Origin of the sequence: Tepidiforma bonchosmolovskayae, from assembly GCF_008838325.1 — a bacterium.
Classification (GTDB): Bacteria; Chloroflexota; Dehalococcoidia; order Tepidiformales; family Tepidiformaceae; genus Tepidiforma; species Tepidiforma bonchosmolovskayae.
On record NZ_CP042829.1, the window covers coordinates 965,228 to 983,148 of the forward strand.

Below are 17,921 nucleotides of genomic sequence, written 5' to 3' on the forward strand. Positions count from 1 at the left end.
GGGTGGACAGCGGCGCAGGCGGGGCGCAGGATCGCGGCGCGATGACGGCCGGGACCGGGTGCAGCAGATGGAGGCAGGGGCGGTGAGCGCCGGGGGCGATTCGCCCGGGATGCGGCTGCGGGCGCTGCTGGAGCGCGGGCTGGTGGTTGCACCGTTCGTCTTTGACGGGGTGCAGGCCCGGCTGGCCGAGGCCGCGGGGTTCGACGCGGTCTACATGAGCGGCTTCGGGACGGCGGCATCGTGGGGGCTGCCCGATCGGGGACTGATCGGGCTCGGGGAGATGGCGGCGAACGCTGCGCGGGTGGCGGGCGCGGTGCGGGTGCCGGTCATCGCCGATGCGGACACGGGCTACGGGAACGAGGCGAACGTGGCGCGGACCGTCGAACTGTACGAGCGGGCCGGCGTTGCGGCGCTGCACATCGAGGACCAGGAGTGGCCGAAGCGGTGCGGGTTCCTTGAAGGAAAGCGGGTCATCCCGGCGGAGGAGATGGAGCTGAAGGTGCGGGCTGCGGTCCGCGCGCGGCGCGACCCGGCGACGGTAATCATCGCGCGGACGGATGCGCTGGCGCCGCTGGGGCGTGAGGCGGCGGCGGAGCGGGCGCGGCGGTACTTGGCCGCAGGGGCGGACCTCGTGTTCCTCGACGGGCTGAAGGACCGGGAGACGATTGCGTGGGCGGCGGAGGAGCTGCGGGACATCCCGCTGGTGCTGAACAGCTGGCTGCTGACGCCTGGCGAGGCGGAGGCGCTGGGCTACCGACTGTACCTGCACCTTGGGGTGATGCTGCGGCATTTCGCGGATTTCCGGGCGGCGCTGGGGGAGCTGCGGGCGACGGGGCGGGTGCAGCTCGGGGAGGACGCCGGGGTGGAGTGGATCACGGCGTTGCTGGACCGGGGGCGGGAGGAATGACGGGCGCGGATAGGGCCGTTTCCGTTCGTCTACCGTTTAGGGGTGGAACCTGATACGTTCGCGGTACCCCCGCTGGGGCACGACGGCCTATGGGTGAACTCGGGAGCCTGTTGACTCGCGCCCGCGAGGCGCGCGGGTTGACGCTCGAAGACGCTGAACGCGACACGCGCATCTCGCGCCGCTACCTGGCGGCCCTGGAAGCGGAGCAGTTCGACATCATTCCTGCGCCGGTCTATGCGCGCGGGTTTTTGCGGTCGTACTCGCAGTACCTGGGGCTGGACCCGCAGGAGATGCTGGCGATGTTCCCGCGGGAGGACGAGGACCCGTACGGGCGGGAGCCGGAGCCGGCGCGACCGAGCATGGACCGTCCGATCAGCCCGGTGTCGGCGTCGCGGCCGGCGTGGCGTTCGCGGCCGGCGGCGCCGGCGGGGCGGCCGCCCGGGGGCCGGGGCGCGGCGGGCGCCGAGGACGAGGGGCCGGTCATCGGGCGGGGCGCACCTCCGCGCCGCCCTGGGCCGTTCCCGGCGCAGCCGGGCGCCGGCCGGGAGCCAATCATCGGCGTGGATATCGGGGTGCCGGCGCCGGCGCGCCGGATCAACCCGGACCCGGCGGCGCAGACGCGGTCGGCCGTGATCGCGATCGTGGCGATTGTGGCGATCCTCGGGGTGGTGTTCGTGGCATACCTGCTGGCGAGCCTGGCAGGGGATGACGGGAGCGCACCGCCGGGGTCGCTGGGTTCGACGCCGACGGCCACGCCGGCGGCAGGGAAGACGCCCACAGGGCCGAGCGGGCTGCCGGTGACGCCGGGACTCGTGCCGGATGTGCGCGGGGTGCCGGAGGCGAGGGCAATTGCGGCGATCCGGGAGGCGGGGTATGAACCGCTGGTGCAGCGGGTGAAGAGCAACCAGCCGGCGGGGACGGTCATCGATCAGTCGCCGGCGCCGGAGGTGGAGATGGCTGCGGGGTCGCGGGTGCAGATTGTCGTGAGCGAGGGGCCGTGATGGCCGTCCCGAGGCGGTACCACCTGGTGACGCTCGGCTGCCCGAAGAACGACGTGGACAGCGCCCACCTTGCGCGGCTGCTAGAGGGCGGTGAGCTTGTGCCCGTGGCGGACCCGGGCGAGGCGGACGCGATCATCGTGAACACGTGCGGGTTCATCGAGCAGAGCCAGGCGCAGTCGATGGCGGCGGTGCGGGAGCTGGCGGCGGCGAAGCGCGAGGGCCAGGTGCTGATCGTGGCGGGGTGCATGACCCAGCTGTACGGCCGGCAGGTGAAGGAGGAGACGCCGGGCATCGACCATGTGTTCGGCGTGGGGCAGTGGCACGAGGTGGCGCGCCTGCTGCAGGTGGATGTGGACGCGATCTACGACATCCCCGAGAGCAACGTGCGGGTGGAAGGGCCGAGCGCGTACCTGAAGATTTCGGACGGGTGCGATGCGCCGTGCACCTTCTGCGTGATTCCGAAGATCAAGGGCGGGCTGCGGTCAGCTCCGGCGGGGCTGCTGGTGAAGGAGGCGCGCCGGCTGGTGGAGGCGGGGGCGAAGGAGCTGGTGCTGGTTGGGCAGGACACGACGGCGTGGGGCGAGGACCTCGGGATGCCGGTCGGGAGCGGGCTGCCGGGGCTTTTGCGGATGCTGAGCGAGGCCGTCGGGCCGGAGACGTGGCTGCGGCTGATGTACGCCTACCCGAGCCGGGTGACGCCGGAGCTGATGGCGACGATGGCGGAGCTGCCGAACGTGGTGCACTACCTCGATGTGCCGCTCCAGCACGGGAGCGAGGCGGTGCTGCGGCGGATGAAGCGGCCGCACAACCTCGAGCGGGTGTACCGGTTCATCGAGGAGCTGCGGCGGGTTATGCCGGATATCGTGCTGCGGACGTCGTTCATTGCGGGGTTCCCGGGGGAGACGGAGGCGGAGTTCGAGGAGCTGCTGGCCTTCGCGCGGGCGGTGGAGTTCGACCATGCGGGGTGCTTCACCTATTCGCGGCAGCAGTGGACGGGGGCCTACGAGATGGAGGGACAGGTGCCGGACGAGGTGAAGGCGGAGCGGCGGGCGCGGTTCATGGAGCAGCAGCAGGTGATCTCGGCGCGGCGCGCGGCACGGTTCATCGGACGGACGCTGGAGCTGCTGGTCGAAGGCGAAGGCGAGGACGAGGACGGGCTGCCGGTGGTGGCGGGGCGCACCTACCGCGAAGCGCCGGAGGTGGACGGGCTGGTGTTCGCGCGGGGGCGTGCGCGGCCGGGGGAGCGGGTGCGGGTGGCGATCGAGGATGCCTCGGAGTACGACCTCTTCGGGCGGGTGGTGCGCGAGCGGCCGGGGCGGGCAATCTCCCCGTAACACGGGCGGGGTACACTCAGCGGGGCGCGTGCCGCGCGCCGGGAGGGTGTGCTGATGAACGAATCTGTGGAGTATGTCCTCTCTGCGTGCCGGGAGCACGATGTGAAGTTCATCCGGCTCTGGTTCACCGACATCGTGGGGACGCTGAAGAGCTTTGCGATCACGGTGGAGGAGCTGGAGAAGGCGCTGGAGGAGGGGATGGGGTTCGACGGGAGCAGCATCGAGGGGTTTGCTCGCATCGACGAGTCGGACATGGTGGCGCGGCCGGACCCTTCGACCTTCCAGCTGGTGCCGTGGCGGCCGAAAGAGGCGAGTGTGGCGCGGATGTTCTGCGACATCACCTACCCGGGCGGCGAGCCGTTCGAAGGGGACCCGCGCTACGTGCTGAAGCGGCAGCTGAAGCGGGCGGCGGACCTCGGGTACACGTTCTACGTGAGCCCGGAGATGGAGTACTTCTACTTCAAGTCGGAGACGGAGCCGGTGCCGCTGGACCGGGGCGGCTACTTCGACCAGATGAGCGATGCGGGGAGCGACCTGCGGCGGGAGACGGTGCTGACGCTGGAGGCGATGGGGATCGAGGTGGAGTACAGCCACCACGAGGTGGCGCCGAGCCAGCATGAGATCACGCTGCGGTACACGGACGCGCTGACGATGGCGGATGCGGCGATGACCTACCGGCTGGTGGTGAAGGAGATTGCGGCGGCGAACGGGGTGTACGCGACGTTCATGCCGAAGCCGATCGAGGGCGTGAACGGGAGCGGGATGCACGTGCACCAGTCGCTCTTCAAGGGCGAGCGGAACGCCTTCTTCGATGAGAACGACCCGTACCACCTGAGCGCCGTGGCGAAGGGGTACATCGCCGGGCTGCTGTACCACGCGCGGGCGATCACGCTGGTGACGAACCAGTGGGTGAACAGCTACAAGCGGCTGCTGCCGGGGTTCGAGGCGCCGGTGTACCTGAGCTGGGCGCGGCGGAACCGGAGCGACCTCATCCGGATCCCGGAGTACAAGCCGGGGAAGGAGATCCACACGCGGATCGAGTACCGCTCACCGGATGCGGCGTGCAATCCGTACCTGGCCTTTGCGGTGATGCTGGCGGCCGGGCTGGACGGGATCGAGAACGAGCGGCCGCTGCCGCCGCCGGTGGAGGAGAACGTCTTCGAGATGACGCCGGCGGAGCGCGCGGCGCGGGGCATTGAGATGCTGCCGGGCTCGCTCATCGAGGCGATCGAGGTGGCGGAGAAGTCGAGCTTCCTGCGCGAGGCGCTGGGTGATCATGTGTTCGAGAGCCTGATTGCGAACAAGCGGATCGAGTGGGAGCGGTACCGGCGGCATGTGACGGATTTCGAGCTGCGGGAGTACCTGCCGATCCTGTAAGTGCGCGGAAAACTGCTCGCGCCGGTGATCGATTTCGCGTAGACTGGCGCGAGCGGGGGATGGAGGCGCACGTGAGCGAAACCGGGACGTACCGTTCGGAACTGACGGCGCGGCTGCGCTCGGCCACGGACGACATCGCGTGGGTGGTGCGCGGGCTGCTGGAGGAGCAGGCGCATTACCGGCCGGTGCCGGGAGAGTGGTCGATCCATGAGCACCTGTCGCATCTGCGGGATATGGAGCAGGAGGTGTACCTGCCGCTCCTGCGGTGGGCGACGGTGCCGGAGATGCTGGACCCGCGGGACTACAGCCGGCGGGAGTGGCGTGAGCGGCGGTACGACCCGGAGGAGCCGCTGGCGGCGATCATGGCGGACCTGCAGCGGATGCGGGACGAGGAGCTGGCGATCTTCCGGGGGATGGGCGATGCGACGTGGACGCGATACCGGACGGATACGCGCTGGGGGCCGCTGACCTGCCAGTGGATTGCGGAGGTGATGTACCGGCATACGCTCGACCACCTGCAGGGGATCATGGGGCTGGTGCAGGACCTCCACCTGGCGGCACTGGAGCCGCCGCCTATCATCGTCGGCGGGTATATTGGGGGCGGAGCCGCCCCGTGATCCGTCTTCGCAGCATCGTCCAGGTTGGCAGCGGCGGGCTCGACGCCGCGCAGGATGCGATCGGTTCGCAGGCCGACGCGATTTTGCTGAGCGTGGCGGATGCGCGGGTGCCGTTGGCGGAGGCGCGCCAGCAGGTGACGGCGGTGCTGGCGGCGGCCGGGCAGGGGGAGAAGGCGGCGCTGGTGGTGGTGAACCACCCGAAGACGCGGCTGCTGCGCGACGACCTCGACGCGATCCTGAGTCCGCTGGTGCGCGGGGTGCTGATCCCGCACGCGGTGGAACCGCAGGACGTGCGCGATACGGCGGTGTACCTGCGGGAGTTCGAGCTGCGCCGGGGGATCGAGCCGGGCGATACGAAGGTGTTTCCGGTGATCGATACGGCGCGGGGCCTGCTGCACGCGGAGCAGATTGCGATGGCGGCGCCGCGGGTCGGCGGGCTGGTGTTCCACGCGGCGCGGTTCGCGCGGGATATCGGGGCGCGGCCCGAGCAGCGGGGCGACCGGCTGGCGTATGCGCGGGGAAAGGTGGTGGCGGTGTGCCGGGGGCTGGGAATTTCGCCGCTGGTGACCAGCGACGTCCTGGAGCTGACCTACCTTGCGGAGCAGGGCTTCGCCGGGGCGATTCTGCCGGACGTGCGGTACGTGCCGACGGCGAATGCGGCCTTTGCGCCGGGCCGGCTGGTGAAGGACCGCGCGAACGCAGCGGTCGAGGCGTACGAGGCGGCACGGGCCGAGGGGGCGTGGGTGGCGCGGTTCGAGGATGAGGTGATCGATGCGGAGGCGGCGCGGAAGCTGCGCCACCTCATCGGCGAGTAGGGCGCGTCAGTCGGGCTCGGGCGGGAGGTCTTTGGCGAGCTTTTCGTAGCGGCGGGCGTACTTGCCGACATCGGGCGGCGGGCCCATGGCGGCATCGACTTCCTTCCCGTACTTCGCCTCGGCTTCGGCGATTTTGTCTTTGAGGGTCTGGTGGCGGACGAAGGCGCTGACGATGCGGCGCATCTCGTGGCCGCGTTCGTCCCCGGCCTGGGGGCAGGGCGGAGGTTCGACCTGCGCGAGGACGGACCGGGTGAAGACCTCGGTCATGGCCCCGCATTTCGCGCACTTGAACTCGTAGAGCGGCATGCGCGCATGCTACCGCGGCGAGAGCCGGCCGAGAAGAAGCGGGGAAGCGTTTCGCTGGCGCAGCGGTGCGTTACCCGTGGCGCCCGGGGACGGCGTCGCGGGCGGCGAGGTAGTGCTCGGCGCTGATGGCGGCGGTGGCGCCGTCGCCGGCGGCGCTGATGAGCTGGCGGGCGGCTTTCGTGCGGAGGTCGCCGGCGACGAAGAGGCCGGGGACGGCGGTGGACATGTCGAGGTCGACGATGGCGTGGCCGCCGGGGTCGAGGTCGACGAGGCCCTTGAGGAGGTGGCTGTTCGGGGTTTGGCCGATGAAGATGAACACGCCGTCGATGGGGATGGTCTCGGTTTCGCCGGTGACGACGTTGCGGAGGCGGACGCGTTCGACGCTTTCAGCGCCTTCGATGGCTTCGACGACGGTGTTCCAGCGGAAGCGCATCTTCGGGTTGGCGAAGGCGCGTTCCTGGAGGATGGCGCTGGCGCGGAGGGTATCGCGCCGGTGGACGACGGTCACGGTGCTGGCGTAGCGGGTGATGAAGAGGCCTTCGTCGATAGCTGAATCGCCGCCGCCGACGACGATGACGTCCCGGCCGGCGAAGAAGGCGGCATCGCAGGTGCCGCAGTACGAGACGCCGCGGCCGGTGAACTCGGCTTCGCCGGGGACGCCGAGCTTGTTGTAGTCGGCGCCGGCGGTGACGATGACCGCGTCGGCGGTGACGGTGCGCTCTGCGGTGGCGATTTCGAAATTGCCGCCGGGGAGGCGCTGGAGGCCGGTGACGGGCTCGTAGGCGAACTCGGCGCCGAACTTCTCGGCCTGGCGGAACATGAGCTGGGCGAGGTCGAAGCCGTTAATCCCGTCCGGGAAGCCGGGGTAGTTTTCGACGATGTCGGTGGTGGCGATCTGGCCGCCGATGACCTTGCCTTCGAACAGGATGGTTCTGCGGCGGGAGCGGGCGGCGTAGATGGCAGCGGTGAGCCCGGCGCCGCCGGCACCGATGATGGCGATGTCGTAGTCGCTCATGGGGATGCTCCGGGGAGAAGGAGCGGCCGCCGGGCGTACCCTGGCGGCCGCTGGCGAAGCGAACGGCGGGGGCGCCTCAGGCGAGGGCTTCGTCGAGCCGCTTCTTGAGGTCGCTCTTGGGGCGGAAGCCGACGATGGTGCCCTTCAGCTCACCGCCCTTGAAGATGAGGAGGGAGGGGATGCTGCGGATCCCGAACTTTGCGGGGACCATCGGGTTTTCGTCGGTGTTGATTTTGAGGAAGTTGACCTTGCCGGCGTACTCCTGGGCGAGCTCTTCGACGATGGGGGCGACCATGCGGCAGGGGCCGCACCAGGGGGCCCAGAAATCGACGAGGACAGGGAGGTCGGACTTGACGACGTCGGTTTCCCAGGTGGCGTCGGTGACTTCGCGAACTTCGGACATTGGGGTGTTCCTTTCCGGCCGGCTGGCCGCGGGGGATTGCGGTGGAGTACCGGTAGTGCGACTATACCCCCGAGGGGTATCGAAGTCAACCCTCAACGGGAGGGGCAGGTGAACGATGAGGAGATGAAGCGGCTGCTCGACCGTCTGGCGCGGGTGGAGGGGCAGGTGCGCGGGCTGCGGAAGATGCTGGAGGAGCAGCGCTGCTGCGAGGATGTGCTGACGCAGCTGCTGGCGGCGCGGTCGGGGCTGGAGAGCGCGGGGCAGCTGGTGCTGGAGCGCCACCTGAACGACTGTGTGCTGGGCGGCGCGGAGGTCGACGAGCGGACGAAGGAGGCGCTGCGGGAGACGCTCCGGCTCTGGAGCCGGCACAGCGGGCCGGCGGGCTGACTCAGGCGGGCTGTTCGGCGGCCCAGCGGGCGGCGAGCTGCCGGAGGAGCCGGGCGGCGTGCTCCATGGCGCGGGCAGGGTCGGGTTCGAGGTCGGCGATGGTGCGGGCGCCGGGGAGTCCGGCGCGGCCGGCGAAGATGACGACCGGTTTCCCGGCGGCGCGGGCGGCCTCGGCGACGCGGCCGGTGACTTTGCCGGCGAGCGACTGGGCGTCGTAGCTGCCCTCGCCGGTGATGACGAGGTCGGCGGCGGCGAGCCGCTCGGCGAAGCGGGTGACGCGGGCGACGACGTCGAAGCCGCTTTGGATGGCGGCGCCGAGGAAGGCATGGAGCCCGCCGGCGAGGCCGCCGGCAGCACCGGCGCCGGGGAGGCCGCGGAGGTCGACCCCGGTGGCGCGGCGGACGACGGGGGCGAACCGTTCGAGCGCCTCTTCGAGGAGGGCGACCTCGGCGGGGGAGGCGCCCTTCTGCGGGGCGAAGACGCGGGCGGCGCCTTCGGGACCGCAGAGCGGGGAGCGGACATCGGTTGCGACGACGATGGGGAAGCTGCCGAGCCACCCGGGCGGGCGCCAGTCGACCCGCTCGAGGCCGGCGAGGGCGGCCCCGCCGGGCGGGAGTTCGGCGCCGGACATGTCGAGGAAGCGGGCGCCGAGGGCGCGGAGGGCGCCGGCGCCGCCGTCGGTGGTGGCGCTGCCGCCGACGCCGATGAGCATGCCGGCGGGCTGGCCGGCGGCGGCATCGGCGATGAGTTCGCCGACGCCGTAGCTGTCGGCGCGGAGGGCGTCCCGCTCGGCGGGTTTCAGATGGAAGAGGCCGTTCGCCTGGGCGGCTTCGATGACGGCTTCGCCGCTTTCGCGGAGCCGGAGGTAGCGGCCGAGGACGCGCCGGCCGAGGGGGTCGTGGACGACGGCGGCGCAGGTATCGGCGCGGACGGCGCGGCGAAGGGCATCGAGCAGACCGGGGCCGCCGTCGGAGAGGGGGAGGAGGTCGATGGTCCAGGCAGGGCGGGCCTCGCGGACCCCGGCGGCGATGGCGGCAGCGGCTTCGTCGGCGGAGAGGCTGCCCTTGAACTCCTGGGGTGCAACGAGGACGCGCACGTCAGCTCATCCAGAGGCGCCAGGCGGCGATGAGGACAATGGCGATGATGTAGCCGTAGGCGACGTTGCGGACGAAGCGGAGGGTATGGCGGGCCTGCCGGTTGCGGAAGACGACGGCCATCACGATGGTGACGGCGAAGAAGGTGACGACCGCAAGGGCGAGGAGCGACTTCATCCGGGAGGGGGCCGGGCCGGGGGCTCAGCTGTCGCCGACGACGGTGCGGCTGGCGAACTTCCAGCCCTCGGCGGTGCGGACCAGCTCGTCGCGGTAGATGGCGGTGACGAGGATGGATGCGGGCGGCTGTTCGCCTGGCGCGAGGCGGAGGAGCATGAGGTAGCAGCTGCCGGCGGCGTTGTCGCCTTCGCCTTCGAGGACGAGGTTGTTGGTCCAGTGGCGGGCCTTCATGCGGGTGGCGAAGGCGTTGCCGAAGGCTTCGAGCTGCTCGCGGCCCTGGAAGTTCCCGGTTGCGGAGGAGAACCTGCCATCGGGGGTGAAGCAGGCGGCCCAGGCGGCGCCGTTGCCGGAATCGATGGCATGGTTGTAGCGGGCGTAGAGCTGCTGGATGGCGAGCTGGTCTTCGACGGAGAGGGGCATGGACGGGACCTCCGGTGGGATGGCGGGCACGGCGCCCGGCTGCTGGCGTACGATAGGGCAATCGCGGGAGAAGGGCACACCAGGATGCGCGCGACGACGGTGATGGGACTGCTGGCCGGGCTGGCGCTGCTGGCGGCCGGCTGCGGCAGCGACGGGAGCAGCTACCCGGAGGGGCTGCCGGACGACAGGTACAACCTCGAGGCGATGTCGCTGCTGGCCGAGGACCTTCCGCCGGGGTTCGAGAAGCAGACGCCGGGGGAGTTCGCGAACGAGGCGTGGGCGGCGATCTTCCAGACCGAGGACGTGGAGGCGAAGCTGCGCCAGCTGGAGGCGCAGGGGCGGCTGCGGAACTACGTGTCGCTGTTCGGGCCAAAGGGGCTTGGGCCGGTGCTGGCGGTGACGGCGATTTCGACGCTGTACGCCGACGCGGGCGCTGCGGAACGGTCGCTCAAGGAGTTCGCCTGCGGACTGCCGATTGAGGCGAAGGTGCAGCTGGAGCCGCTGCTGGTGCCGGAGCTGGGCGACGGTGCGAGCGGGTTCCTGGTGCGGCAGTCGGAAGCGGATGCGCCGACGTTCGTCGACACGACCGTCTGCTTCCGGACGGGGCGGGTTGTGCACGCGATCCAGGCGACGAGCGTAGCGGGGGTGGAGGACATCGGGTTCGTGATCCGGCTGGCGGAGCGGATGCTGGCGCGGACGGATGCGGCGTTCGCGAAGCCTGAGGGTTAGCCGCCGGGCGGCTCGCGGCGGAGGGCGTAGATGGTGCGGCCGCGCGCGCAGAGGATGCGGCGCTCGTCGAAGATGGAGACCTCGGCGTAGACCATGGTGCGGCCCTTGCGGACGATGGTGGCCTCGGCGGTGGCGCGTGCGCCGTGGACGGGGCGGAGGTAGGTAATGCCGAGGTCGGCGGTGCCGTTGGGGACATCGCCGGGTTCGAGCGAGGCCTGGAGGGCGAAGAGCATGGCGATATCGACCATGGCGGCGAGGACGCCGCCGTGGACAGCACCGCCGACCCCGGAGAGGGTCGCCGGCGAAGTGCGGAGGGCGATGCAGGCGAACCCGGGCCTGGCCTCGGTCAGCTCCAGGCCGAGGAGACGGTGGAGTTCGGTGGCGGCGAAGCGCTCGGCGAGGTGCGCGGGGACATCGGCCATGGCGGTCACCAGGTGGCAGCGGAGGGCTTCGGCGCATCGGGCGGTGCGGCGCCGTAGTCGCCGAAGGGGCCGTCGCGCCAGTCGAGGGCGGCCTTGAGGCCTTTTTCGCGGGCGATGCGGCCGAAGGTTTCGCCGCCGGGGCGGACGCGACCGAGCTCCTGGATATCGCCGCCGACCTGGAGGGAGGTGCGGAAGCCCATGATTTCGTAGACGCGATTGATCTGGCGCTTGGTCATCTGGAGCATGGGGCCGTCGATGTTGGCGATCCGCTCGGCGAGGGATTCGGTGACCTCGCAGAGGCGGTCGATGGGGACGGCGCGGTTGGCCCAGCCGAGTTCGACGGCTTCGCGGCCGGTGACGCTGTCGCCGGTGTAGAGGAGCTCGCGGACCTTGCGCATGTGCATGTGCCACGGGTGGTAGATGATGTCGACCGGGGTCATGGCGCGGACGGGCGGGTAGCCGATGATGGCGTCTTCGGCGACGACCATGAGGTCGCACATGGAGGCGAGTTCGGTGCCGCCGGCGAGGCAGTAGCCGTGGACCTGGGCGATGACGGGTTTGGTGCACTCCCAGATCTGCCAGTAGCCGCTGAGGAGGTGCTGGGGCCACTGGCCCTGGCCGGGGTGGATGGGGCCGACGTTGGGGAGGCCGGAGCGCTTTTCGACGTAGTCGCGGTCGTCGCTGGTTTGGGAGATGCCGGAGAGGTCGTACCCGGCGGAGAAGGCGCGGCCTGAGCCGCGGATGATGATGGTGCGGACCCCGGGGTCCATTTCGAAGTCTTTGAGGGCGTCGAAGAGCTCAGCGCGGAGGTTGTGGCTGAGGGCGTTCATCTTTTCGGGGCGGTTGAGCTGGATGATGCCGTGGCGCTGCTGCTTGATGGTGAGGATGTCGCGGTAGTCCTTCATGGCAGCGGGGATTGTGGCGCGGCGAGCGGAGGCTGTCGACGTGGTCAGGCCCAGACGGCGTCGATGAGGGCGTCGGGGATATCGAAGACGGCGGGGCCGTCGGGGAGGTGGAGCGGCTCTTCGCGCAGCCAGCGGGGGAGGCGGTCGTCGGCGCGGGTGAAGCCGGCGCGGCGGTTGAACTCGCGCTCGGCGTCGATGGCGGCGCGGGCCATGCGGAGGATGGCTTCGTCGTCGCAGGGGATATCGAAGCGGGCGCTGGCGAAGGCGGCGAGGTCGGCCGGGAGGGCGTTGGTGAACTGGCAGACACCGGCGGAGTCGATGGCCATCATGACGAGCTGTTCGTGGCGGCTCTGCTTGACGAGGGTTTCGGCGTTCACGCCGCGGGCGGTGACCATGCCGGCGGTGTGGTCAGCGCCCTGGGGGCTGGTGGCGTAGGTGATGCCCATGCCCTTGAGGGTGCGCGGCTCCCAGGCGGGGAGGCCCTGGCCCTTGACGGCGGGGACACGGTCGATACCGAAGGTTGCGGCGGTGTGGACGGTGCCGTTGCCGATGATGCGGCCGAGGGGGGTGCCGGCGCGGACCTCTTCGAGGAGGCGCTTCGTGCCCTCCCAGTCGCCCCAGGGGAGGACGCCGGCCTCCATGGCGACGCCGATGGCGTTGCCGACCTCGATGGTGTCGAGGCCGATGTCATCGCAGAGGCGGTCGAGCTCGGCGACGGCGTCGGCGGGGCCGATCTCGAGGTTGGAACCGAGGAGGGCGATGGTTTCGAATTCGAGGGCGGTGGTGACGTGGTTGCCGTGCTCGTCGTTGAAGAGGATGGCGCACTTGATGATGCAGCCGGCCATGCAGGGGAGCATTTTGCCGCCGCGGGTGGCCCCGAGCTCTTCGATGTGCTGGCCGGAGATGGTGTGGGCGCGGTCCCACGTGCCGAAGCGGTGGTTGCGGGTGGGCATGGACTGGATGTTGTCGCGGTTGACGAAGCGGACGACGCCGGCGGTGCCGACGGAGGAGAGGTTGTGGGTGCGGGGGTCTTCGAGGACGAGTTTGGAGAAGCGGGTGACGTGCTGGCGGAAGTCGTCTTTGCGGAGGCCGGGGATGGTGCGGGACGCGCCGGTGTCGTCGACGACGATGGCTTTGAGGCCCTTGGCGCCCATGACGGCGCCGGGGCCGCCGCGGGCGGCGTGGCGGGTGGGACGCCCCTCGGGGTCGGTAACGGCGACGGAGGCGGCGGCCATGCGGTGTTCGCCGGCGGGGCCGATGGTGGCTGCGGCGCGGGCGCCGGTGGCTTCGCCGACGAGTTCGCGGTGGAGGTCGTAGTTGGAACGGCCGGCGAGCTCCGGCGCGGGGACGAGCCGGACCCCGTGCTGGTCGATGTCGAGCCGCTGCCAGCCGGATTGCGAGGCGCCGGAGATGACGAGGGCCTTGATGCCGAGGCGGGCGAGGCGATGGCCGAGCTGGCCGCCGACGTTCGCCTCTTTGACGCCGCCTGTGAGGGGGCTCTTGAAGACGAAGGATGTGCGCCCGCTGGTGGTGACGGCGGTGCCGCCGAGGAAGCCGGGGCAGATGTAGAGGCGGGCGTCGCGGTGCAGCGGGTGGATGGCCGGGTCGGTCTCTTCGAGGAGGAAGGTAGCGCCGAGGGCGCGGCCGCCGAGGAAGCGGAGGCGCTCGGGGGCACGTTCTTCGGTGATCTCGCCCGTGGTCATGTCGACCCGGACGATGCGGTCGATTTCCATGGGGGCTCCGGGACGGTTGCTTTAGCGGGCATCCTACACAATGCGCGGGGGGATGGTCAGCGGCGGCACCGGAACGCCGGCGGGCGGCGCCTATACTTGGGGCATGCGCTGGTGGGAGTTCGAATCGGTTATCGGGAGCGACGTCGTTGCGCTGGTGCGGGGCGCGGCAGCGGAGGCCGAGCGGCGGAGCGCGCTGACGCCGGAGGTCGTGCGGGCGATTGTGGATCGGGGATGGTTCAAGGCGTGGGTGCCGCGGGAGTTCGGCGGGCTGGAGCTCGACCTCGAGGCGGGGCTGCGGCTGTTCGAGGCGGCGGGCTGGGTCGACGGGTCGTTCGGGTGGAGCGTAATGATCGGGGCCGGCGGCGGCGTGTTCGCGGGGCTGATGCGGGAGACGACGGCGCACGCGGTGTTCGACCCGAAGGAGGCGGTGATTGCCGGCTCGGGAAACCCTCGCGGGACAGCGGAGCGGGTGCCGGGCGGCTACCGGGTCAGCGGGCGGTGGCTTTGGGCGAGCGGCGCCCCGTGGGCGACGACGTTCACGGCGAACTGCGTCGTGACCGAAGGCGGGCAGCCGGTGCCGGGGGCGAACGGCGGGCCGCTCATCCGGGCGATGGCGTTCGAGCCGGCGCAGGTGCGGATTCACGAGACGTGGGATGCGAACGGGATGCGGGGCACGGCGAGCCACGACATGGAGGTCATTGACGCCTTCGTGCCTGAGGAGCGGATGTTCTCGGTGTTCGAGGGGGAGCCGTGGCACCCCGGCACGGTCTTCCGGGTGCCGTTCGTGGAGTTCGCCGAGGCGACGACGGCGTCGGTGCTGCCGGGGGTGGCGCTGCGGCTGTTCGAGCTGGTGGCGGCCTCGCTGCGGGAGCGGACCGAATACGGGGGACCGCGGCTGATGGCCGAGCGCGACGATGTGCGGAGCCGGATGGCGGAGGCGCTGGTGACGGTCGAGGCGGGGCGCACGCTGCTGTTTGACGCGGCGCGGCAGACGTGGGCGGAGGCGGAGCGGGGCAGGCCGGCGCCGGCGACGCTGGCGCGGCTTTCGCTGGCGGCGAATTTTGCGGCCGCGGGCGCGCTGCGGGCGGGGGCCATCGCGGCCCCGCTCGGCGGAATGGCGCTGAACCAGCGGGCGGACGAGGCCGGGCGGGCATGGCGCGACCTCCAGACGGCGGGGCAGCACGGGGCGATCCGCCCGACCGGGCTGGCCGTGCGGGGCGCCGAGCTGCTGGCAGAGTGACCGGCGCGGGAGGCGCAGGGGCGCCTATACTCGCGGCATGACTCTGCCGCGGCTGCTGGTGACGATGGGCGACCCGAACGGCATCGGCCCGGAGGTGGTCGCGAAGGCGCTGGCGCGGCCGGATGTCCGGGCGGCGGCGGAGGTGCAGGTCGTCGGGCTGCGCGACGTGCTGGCGCCATGGCTCGAAGCTGTCGGCGCGCGGGAGGTTGCGGTGGTGGAGCCGGCCGAAGCGCCCGCGTTCCGGGTGCGGCACGGGGTGGTCGATGCGGAGGCGGGGCGGCTGGCGCACCGGTGGGTGGAGTTCGCGGCCGCGGCGTGCCTTGCGGGCGAGGCAGACGGGATGGTGACCGCCCCGGTGAACAAGGCGGCGTTCGCGGCGGCGGGCATCCGGGAGACCGGGCACCAGGAGGTGCTGCAGCGGGTGAGCGGAGCAGAGCACGTCGCGACGATGCTGGTGACCGGCGGCCTGCGGTGCATGCACCTGAGCACCCACAAGCCGCTGCGCGAGGCGTGCGTCTACGTGACCCGGGCGAACGTGCTGCGGGCGATTGCGCTGACGGACCGGGAGTTCCGCCGGTGGGGGTTTGCGCGGCCGCGGATCGCGGTGGCGGCGCTCAATCCGCACGCGGGCGAGGGCGGACTGATCGGCCGGGAGGAGATCGAGGAGATCGGGCCGGCGGTGGAGGACGCCCGTGCGCAGGGGGCGGACGCGCAGGGGCCGTTCCCGGCGGACTCGGTGTTCAACCGGGCGATTGCGGGGGAGTTCGACGTGGTGGTGGTGATGTACCACGACCAGGGGCACATCGCGATAAAGGTGCACGGGTTCGAACGGAGCGTGAGCGTGAACCTCGGGCTGCCGTTTGTGCGGACGAGCGTGGACCACGGGACCGCGTTCGACATCGCCGGGCGCGGGGTTGCGAACGGGGAGAGCATGGCAGAGGCGATCCTGCTGGCGGCGCGGCTCTGCGGGGGCGGGAGCCTGGCGGGCGGGGGCGGCGGGTGAGCCGCGCGGGGGAGATTCCGCTCGAGCCGCCGCTCGTGCGGGCGCCTTCGACGGTGCCGGCGCGGGAAGACCGGTCCTACCTGGGCTACATCGCCGCGGCGCTGGCCTTTGCGCTGGTCGGGGGGTTCGCGCTGGCGACCTGGATGCCGCTCGCCGCGGCCGGTGCGGTGCCCGGGATCGAACGGACGCCGCGGCTGGTGCAGGCGCACGGGTGGCTGCAGCTGCAGGGCTGGGCGGGGCTGTTCGTCGCGGGGATGGCGATCCGGGTCGTGCCGCGGTTCGTCGGCCAGCGGCCGGTGCCTTCGCGGGCCACCGTTCCGCTGCTCGGGCTGCTGGCCGCGCCGCTGGTGGTGCGGCTCGGTGTTCTGCCGTGGGTTGATGGAGGTGCGGCGCGGGCGGCAGCGCTGGCAACGGGGTGGACAACGGCGGCCGGCTGTGCCGGCGTGGGCAGCATCCTGGCGGTCACGCTCTGGCGGGGGAGACGCGGCAGCGAGGCCTGGCGGCTCTTTGTTGCGGCGGGCGCAGGGTGGTGGCTGGCATGGGCGCCGCTGGCGGCGTGGTGGGGCTGGCGAGCTGCCGATGGCGGCGGCCTGGCGCCGGCGGCCTTCGACGACGGGCTGGCGTGGGCGGTCATGCTCGGCCCGATCGGGAACTTCAACCTCGGGGTGCAGAGCCGGGCGGTGCCGGTGTTCTTCGGGCGGCGGCCGCCAGGGACGCGGGCGCTGGCCGGGCCGTGGGTGCTGGTGAACGCGGGGGCAGGGGCGTTCGTGCTGGCGATGGCGCTCGAGGGGACGGCAGGGGCGCGGGCGGCGGGCGCGGGCCTCGTGCTAGGCGGCGCGGGCCTCAGCTGGGGGCTCCCGATCGCAGGGGCGGTGCGCGGCCGTGCGCACCGGCTGCGGCCGCGGGCGCGCCCGGCGGCGAAGTTCGTGCTGGCGGCGAACCTGGCCGGGGTGGCCGCGGGCCTGCTGATGGTGGCAGCCGGCGCGGCGATGGCGGCTGAGGGGAGCTACGCGGCGGCGCCGCTGCGCGATGCAGCGCGGCACCTGTTCGGCCTGGGGCTGATTACGATGCTCATCCTCGGGATGGCGCGGCTGATTGCGCCGGTGTTCGCGGTGGCGCGCACCGAAAGCCGGGGCGCCGGCCTCCGGGAGCAGGCGCCGTTCTGGCTGCTCGCCGTGGCGCTGGTCGTGCGGGCGGGAGCGGGGCTGGCTTCGGGCACGGCGAGCTATGAGGCGTGGATGCACGCCGCGGCGCTGGCGGGGGTCCTGGCGTGGCTGGCGATTGCGGTGTTCGCGGCGGACGTGCTGACAGCCGCCCGGAACGAGGCGAGGAACCTCGCGGCGATCGATGCGGCTGCGCTGGGCGGGAAGCGGTAGCGCGGCGGAGCGCGCGGTCAGTAGGGCAGGCCGGGGAGGCCGAAGAGCGTGCGGGCGTAGCTGGCGCGGCCGAGGTGCCCGTTGCCGTGCCCGATGAGGCCGTGGAGGATGGCTTCGATGCGGGGGACCGGTCCCCAGGGGCGGATGACCTGCACTTCGCGGAGGTAGGCCTCGCTCATGGCCGCGATGCGGGGCACGACGGCGGCCTCGACGGCGCGGGTGTACTCGTCGAACTCCGAGGGCGGCGGGAAGCGCATAGCGTAGGCGTCGCGCGGGTCCTGGCCGGTGCCCTGGTCGACGCGGGGGAGGTTCCAGCGCTCGTGGAAGGCGTGCTGGAGCCAGACGGGCTGCTCGCGTTCGAAGACGAAGTGGATGATGTTGTCGATGGTGCGGACGACGTGCCAGACGTCCCAGCCGATGGAGTTGGTGATGCCGCCGCGGGTATCGCAGAGCTGTTCGACGGTGAGGCCATCGGTGGCGCGGAGGGCATACTGGAGGACGCGGCCGACGACAACGGAGAGCTGGGTGGGGGTATCGGGGGGATTGCCCATGCCGGGCAGGTTCGGGATTTCGGGCACGGGGAGACCTCAGCGCAGGGGTGGGGCGATTCTGCCAGAGGGCAGGGGCGGCGTCAGCCGGTGAGGGGCGGCGGTGACGGGG

At 71.7% G+C, this 17,921-nt stretch carries 21 protein-coding genes; 11 read left to right on the plus strand and 10 right to left on the minus strand.

Annotation, left to right across the window (positions count from 1 at the left end):
• The first annotated feature begins 82 nt into the window (after nucleotides 1–82).
• The 6 genes from Tbon_RS04970 (at nucleotide 83) to Tbon_RS04995 (ending at nucleotide 6,051) form a co-directional block, all read left to right on the plus strand.
• Nucleotides 83–907 (plus strand): isocitrate lyase/PEP mutase family protein, encoded by an 825-nt coding sequence (locus Tbon_RS04970; RefSeq protein WP_225734710.1) that lies wholly within the window; start codon nucleotides 83–85, stop codon nucleotides 905–907.
• 89 nt (nucleotides 908–996) lie between these two features.
• Nucleotides 997–1,908 carry a helix-turn-helix domain-containing protein gene (locus Tbon_RS04975; RefSeq protein ID WP_158066597.1) on the plus strand — a complete coding sequence of 304 codons (912 nt, stop codon included), beginning with the start codon at nucleotides 997–999 and terminating at the stop codon, nucleotides 1,906–1,908.
• Nucleotides 1,908–3,242 carry a 30S ribosomal protein S12 methylthiotransferase RimO gene (rimO, locus tag Tbon_RS04980; protein WP_158066598.1) on the plus strand — a complete coding sequence of 445 codons (1,335 nt, stop codon included), beginning with the start codon at nucleotides 1,908–1,910 and terminating at the stop codon, nucleotides 3,240–3,242. The genes Tbon_RS04975 and rimO overlap by 1 nt, the downstream gene beginning before the upstream one ends.
• A gap of 48 nt (nucleotides 3,243–3,290) precedes the next feature.
• Nucleotides 3,291–4,619, plus strand: a complete 1,329-nt coding sequence (locus Tbon_RS04985) for a glutamine synthetase family protein (RefSeq protein ID WP_192498160.1) — start codon at nucleotides 3,291–3,293, stop codon at nucleotides 4,617–4,619.
• Nucleotides 4,620–4,690: 71 nt separating this feature from the next.
• Nucleotides 4,691–5,236, plus strand: coding sequence for a DinB family protein (locus Tbon_RS04990; RefSeq protein ID WP_192498161.1), 546 nt, complete (start codon nucleotides 4,691–4,693; stop codon nucleotides 5,234–5,236).
• The gene (locus tag Tbon_RS04995; protein WP_192498162.1) at nucleotides 5,233–6,051 is read left to right on the plus strand and encodes an aldolase/citrate lyase family protein; all 819 of its coding nucleotides are present in this window, start codon (nucleotides 5,233–5,235) and stop codon (nucleotides 6,049–6,051) included. Before Tbon_RS04990 ends, Tbon_RS04995 begins: the two co-directional genes overlap by 4 nt.
• Nucleotides 6,052–6,057: 6 nt before the next feature.
• Here Tbon_RS04995 and Tbon_RS05000 read toward each other — a convergent pair whose 3' ends face one another.
• The 3 genes from Tbon_RS05000 to trxA form a co-directional block, all read right to left on the minus strand.
• A complete protein-coding gene (locus Tbon_RS05000; RefSeq protein WP_158066602.1) occupies nucleotides 6,058–6,357 on the minus strand; it encodes an FmdB family zinc ribbon protein in 300 nt (99 codons plus the stop codon).
• Nucleotides 6,358–6,427: 70 nt separating this feature from the next.
• A complete protein-coding gene (gene trxB / locus Tbon_RS05005; RefSeq protein WP_158066603.1) occupies nucleotides 6,428–7,372 on the minus strand; it encodes a thioredoxin-disulfide reductase in 945 nt (314 codons plus the stop codon).
• Between the two features lie 76 nt (nucleotides 7,373–7,448).
• Nucleotides 7,449–7,775 (minus strand): thioredoxin, encoded by a 327-nt coding sequence (gene trxA / locus Tbon_RS05010; RefSeq protein ID WP_098502528.1) that lies wholly within the window; start codon nucleotides 7,773–7,775, stop codon nucleotides 7,449–7,451.
• Nucleotides 7,776–7,883: 108 nt separating this feature from the next.
• On the opposite strand from trxA, the gene Tbon_RS05015 reads away from it, so the two are divergent.
• Nucleotides 7,884–8,162: a metal-sensitive transcriptional regulator gene (locus tag Tbon_RS05015; RefSeq protein WP_158066604.1), complete on the plus strand. Its 279-nt coding sequence runs from the start codon at nucleotides 7,884–7,886 to the stop codon at nucleotides 8,160–8,162.
• A gap of 1 nt (nucleotide 8,163) precedes the next feature.
• Here the strand turns inward: Tbon_RS05015 and Tbon_RS05020 are convergent, their stop codons facing one another.
• Genes Tbon_RS05020 through Tbon_RS05025 form a run of 3 tightly spaced genes read right to left on the minus strand, consistent with a single transcriptional unit; the run spans nucleotide 8,164 to nucleotide 9,853 of the window.
• Nucleotides 8,164–9,258 carry a glycerate kinase family protein gene (locus Tbon_RS05020; protein WP_158066605.1) on the minus strand — a complete coding sequence of 365 codons (1,095 nt, stop codon included), beginning with the start codon at nucleotides 9,256–9,258 and terminating at the stop codon, nucleotides 8,164–8,166.
• Between the two features lies 1 nt (nucleotide 9,259).
• Nucleotides 9,260–9,433, minus strand: coding sequence for a hypothetical protein (locus Tbon_RS13760; RefSeq protein ID WP_192498163.1), 174 nt, complete (start codon nucleotides 9,431–9,433; stop codon nucleotides 9,260–9,262).
• A gap of 24 nt (nucleotides 9,434–9,457) precedes the next feature.
• Nucleotides 9,458–9,853 carry a nuclear transport factor 2 family protein gene (locus Tbon_RS05025; protein WP_158066606.1) on the minus strand — a complete coding sequence of 132 codons (396 nt, stop codon included), beginning with the start codon at nucleotides 9,851–9,853 and terminating at the stop codon, nucleotides 9,458–9,460.
• An 84-nt stretch (nucleotides 9,854–9,937) separates the two neighbouring features.
• On the opposite strand from Tbon_RS05025, the gene Tbon_RS05030 reads away from it, so the two are divergent.
• Complete coding sequence (locus Tbon_RS05030; protein WP_158066607.1) at nucleotides 9,938–10,582, plus strand: glycosyltransferase family protein; 645 nt, start codon at nucleotides 9,938–9,940, stop codon at nucleotides 10,580–10,582.
• On the opposite strand, the gene Tbon_RS05035 is transcribed toward Tbon_RS05030, so the two are convergent.
• Genes Tbon_RS05035 through Tbon_RS05045 form a run of 3 tightly spaced genes read right to left on the minus strand, consistent with a single transcriptional unit; the run spans nucleotide 10,579 to nucleotide 13,642 of the window.
• Entirely contained in the window at nucleotides 10,579–11,004 is a 426-nt protein-coding gene (locus Tbon_RS05035) for a PaaI family thioesterase (protein WP_225734746.1), read from the minus strand. The two genes, Tbon_RS05030 and Tbon_RS05035, sit on opposite strands and share 4 nt — an antisense overlap.
• A gap of 5 nt (nucleotides 11,005–11,009) precedes the next feature.
• Entirely contained in the window at nucleotides 11,010–11,909 is a 900-nt protein-coding gene (locus tag Tbon_RS05040) for an enoyl-CoA hydratase-related protein (RefSeq protein WP_158066609.1), read from the minus strand.
• A 44-nt stretch (nucleotides 11,910–11,953) separates the two neighbouring features.
• Nucleotides 11,954–13,642, minus strand: coding sequence for an aldehyde ferredoxin oxidoreductase C-terminal domain-containing protein (locus Tbon_RS05045; protein ID WP_158066610.1), 1,689 nt, complete (start codon nucleotides 13,640–13,642; stop codon nucleotides 11,954–11,956).
• 103 nt (nucleotides 13,643–13,745) lie between these two features.
• Here Tbon_RS05045 and Tbon_RS05050 point away from each other — a divergent pair, with 103 nt between their 5' ends.
• The 3 genes from Tbon_RS05050 to Tbon_RS05060 are packed head-to-tail and all read left to right on the plus strand — an operon-like array spanning nucleotide 13,746 to nucleotide 17,261.
• On the plus strand, nucleotides 13,746–14,882 hold the full coding sequence (locus Tbon_RS05050; RefSeq protein ID WP_192498164.1) for an acyl-CoA dehydrogenase family protein: 1,137 nt from the start codon (nucleotides 13,746–13,748) through the stop codon (nucleotides 14,880–14,882).
• A 37-nt stretch (nucleotides 14,883–14,919) separates the two neighbouring features.
• A complete protein-coding gene (gene pdxA, locus Tbon_RS05055) occupies nucleotides 14,920–15,885 on the plus strand; it encodes a 4-hydroxythreonine-4-phosphate dehydrogenase PdxA (protein ID WP_158066612.1) in 966 nt (321 codons plus the stop codon).
• Nucleotides 15,882–17,261: a hypothetical protein gene (locus Tbon_RS05060; RefSeq protein WP_158066613.1), complete on the plus strand. Its 1,380-nt coding sequence runs from the start codon at nucleotides 15,882–15,884 to the stop codon at nucleotides 17,259–17,261. Before pdxA ends, Tbon_RS05060 begins: the two co-directional genes overlap by 4 nt.
• Before the next feature lie 17 nt (nucleotides 17,262–17,278).
• Here the strand turns inward: Tbon_RS05060 and Tbon_RS05065 are convergent, their stop codons facing one another.
• Complete coding sequence (locus Tbon_RS05065) at nucleotides 17,279–17,839, minus strand: DinB family protein (RefSeq protein WP_158066614.1); 561 nt, start codon at nucleotides 17,837–17,839, stop codon at nucleotides 17,279–17,281.
• Nucleotides 17,840–17,921 lie beyond the last annotated feature (82 nt).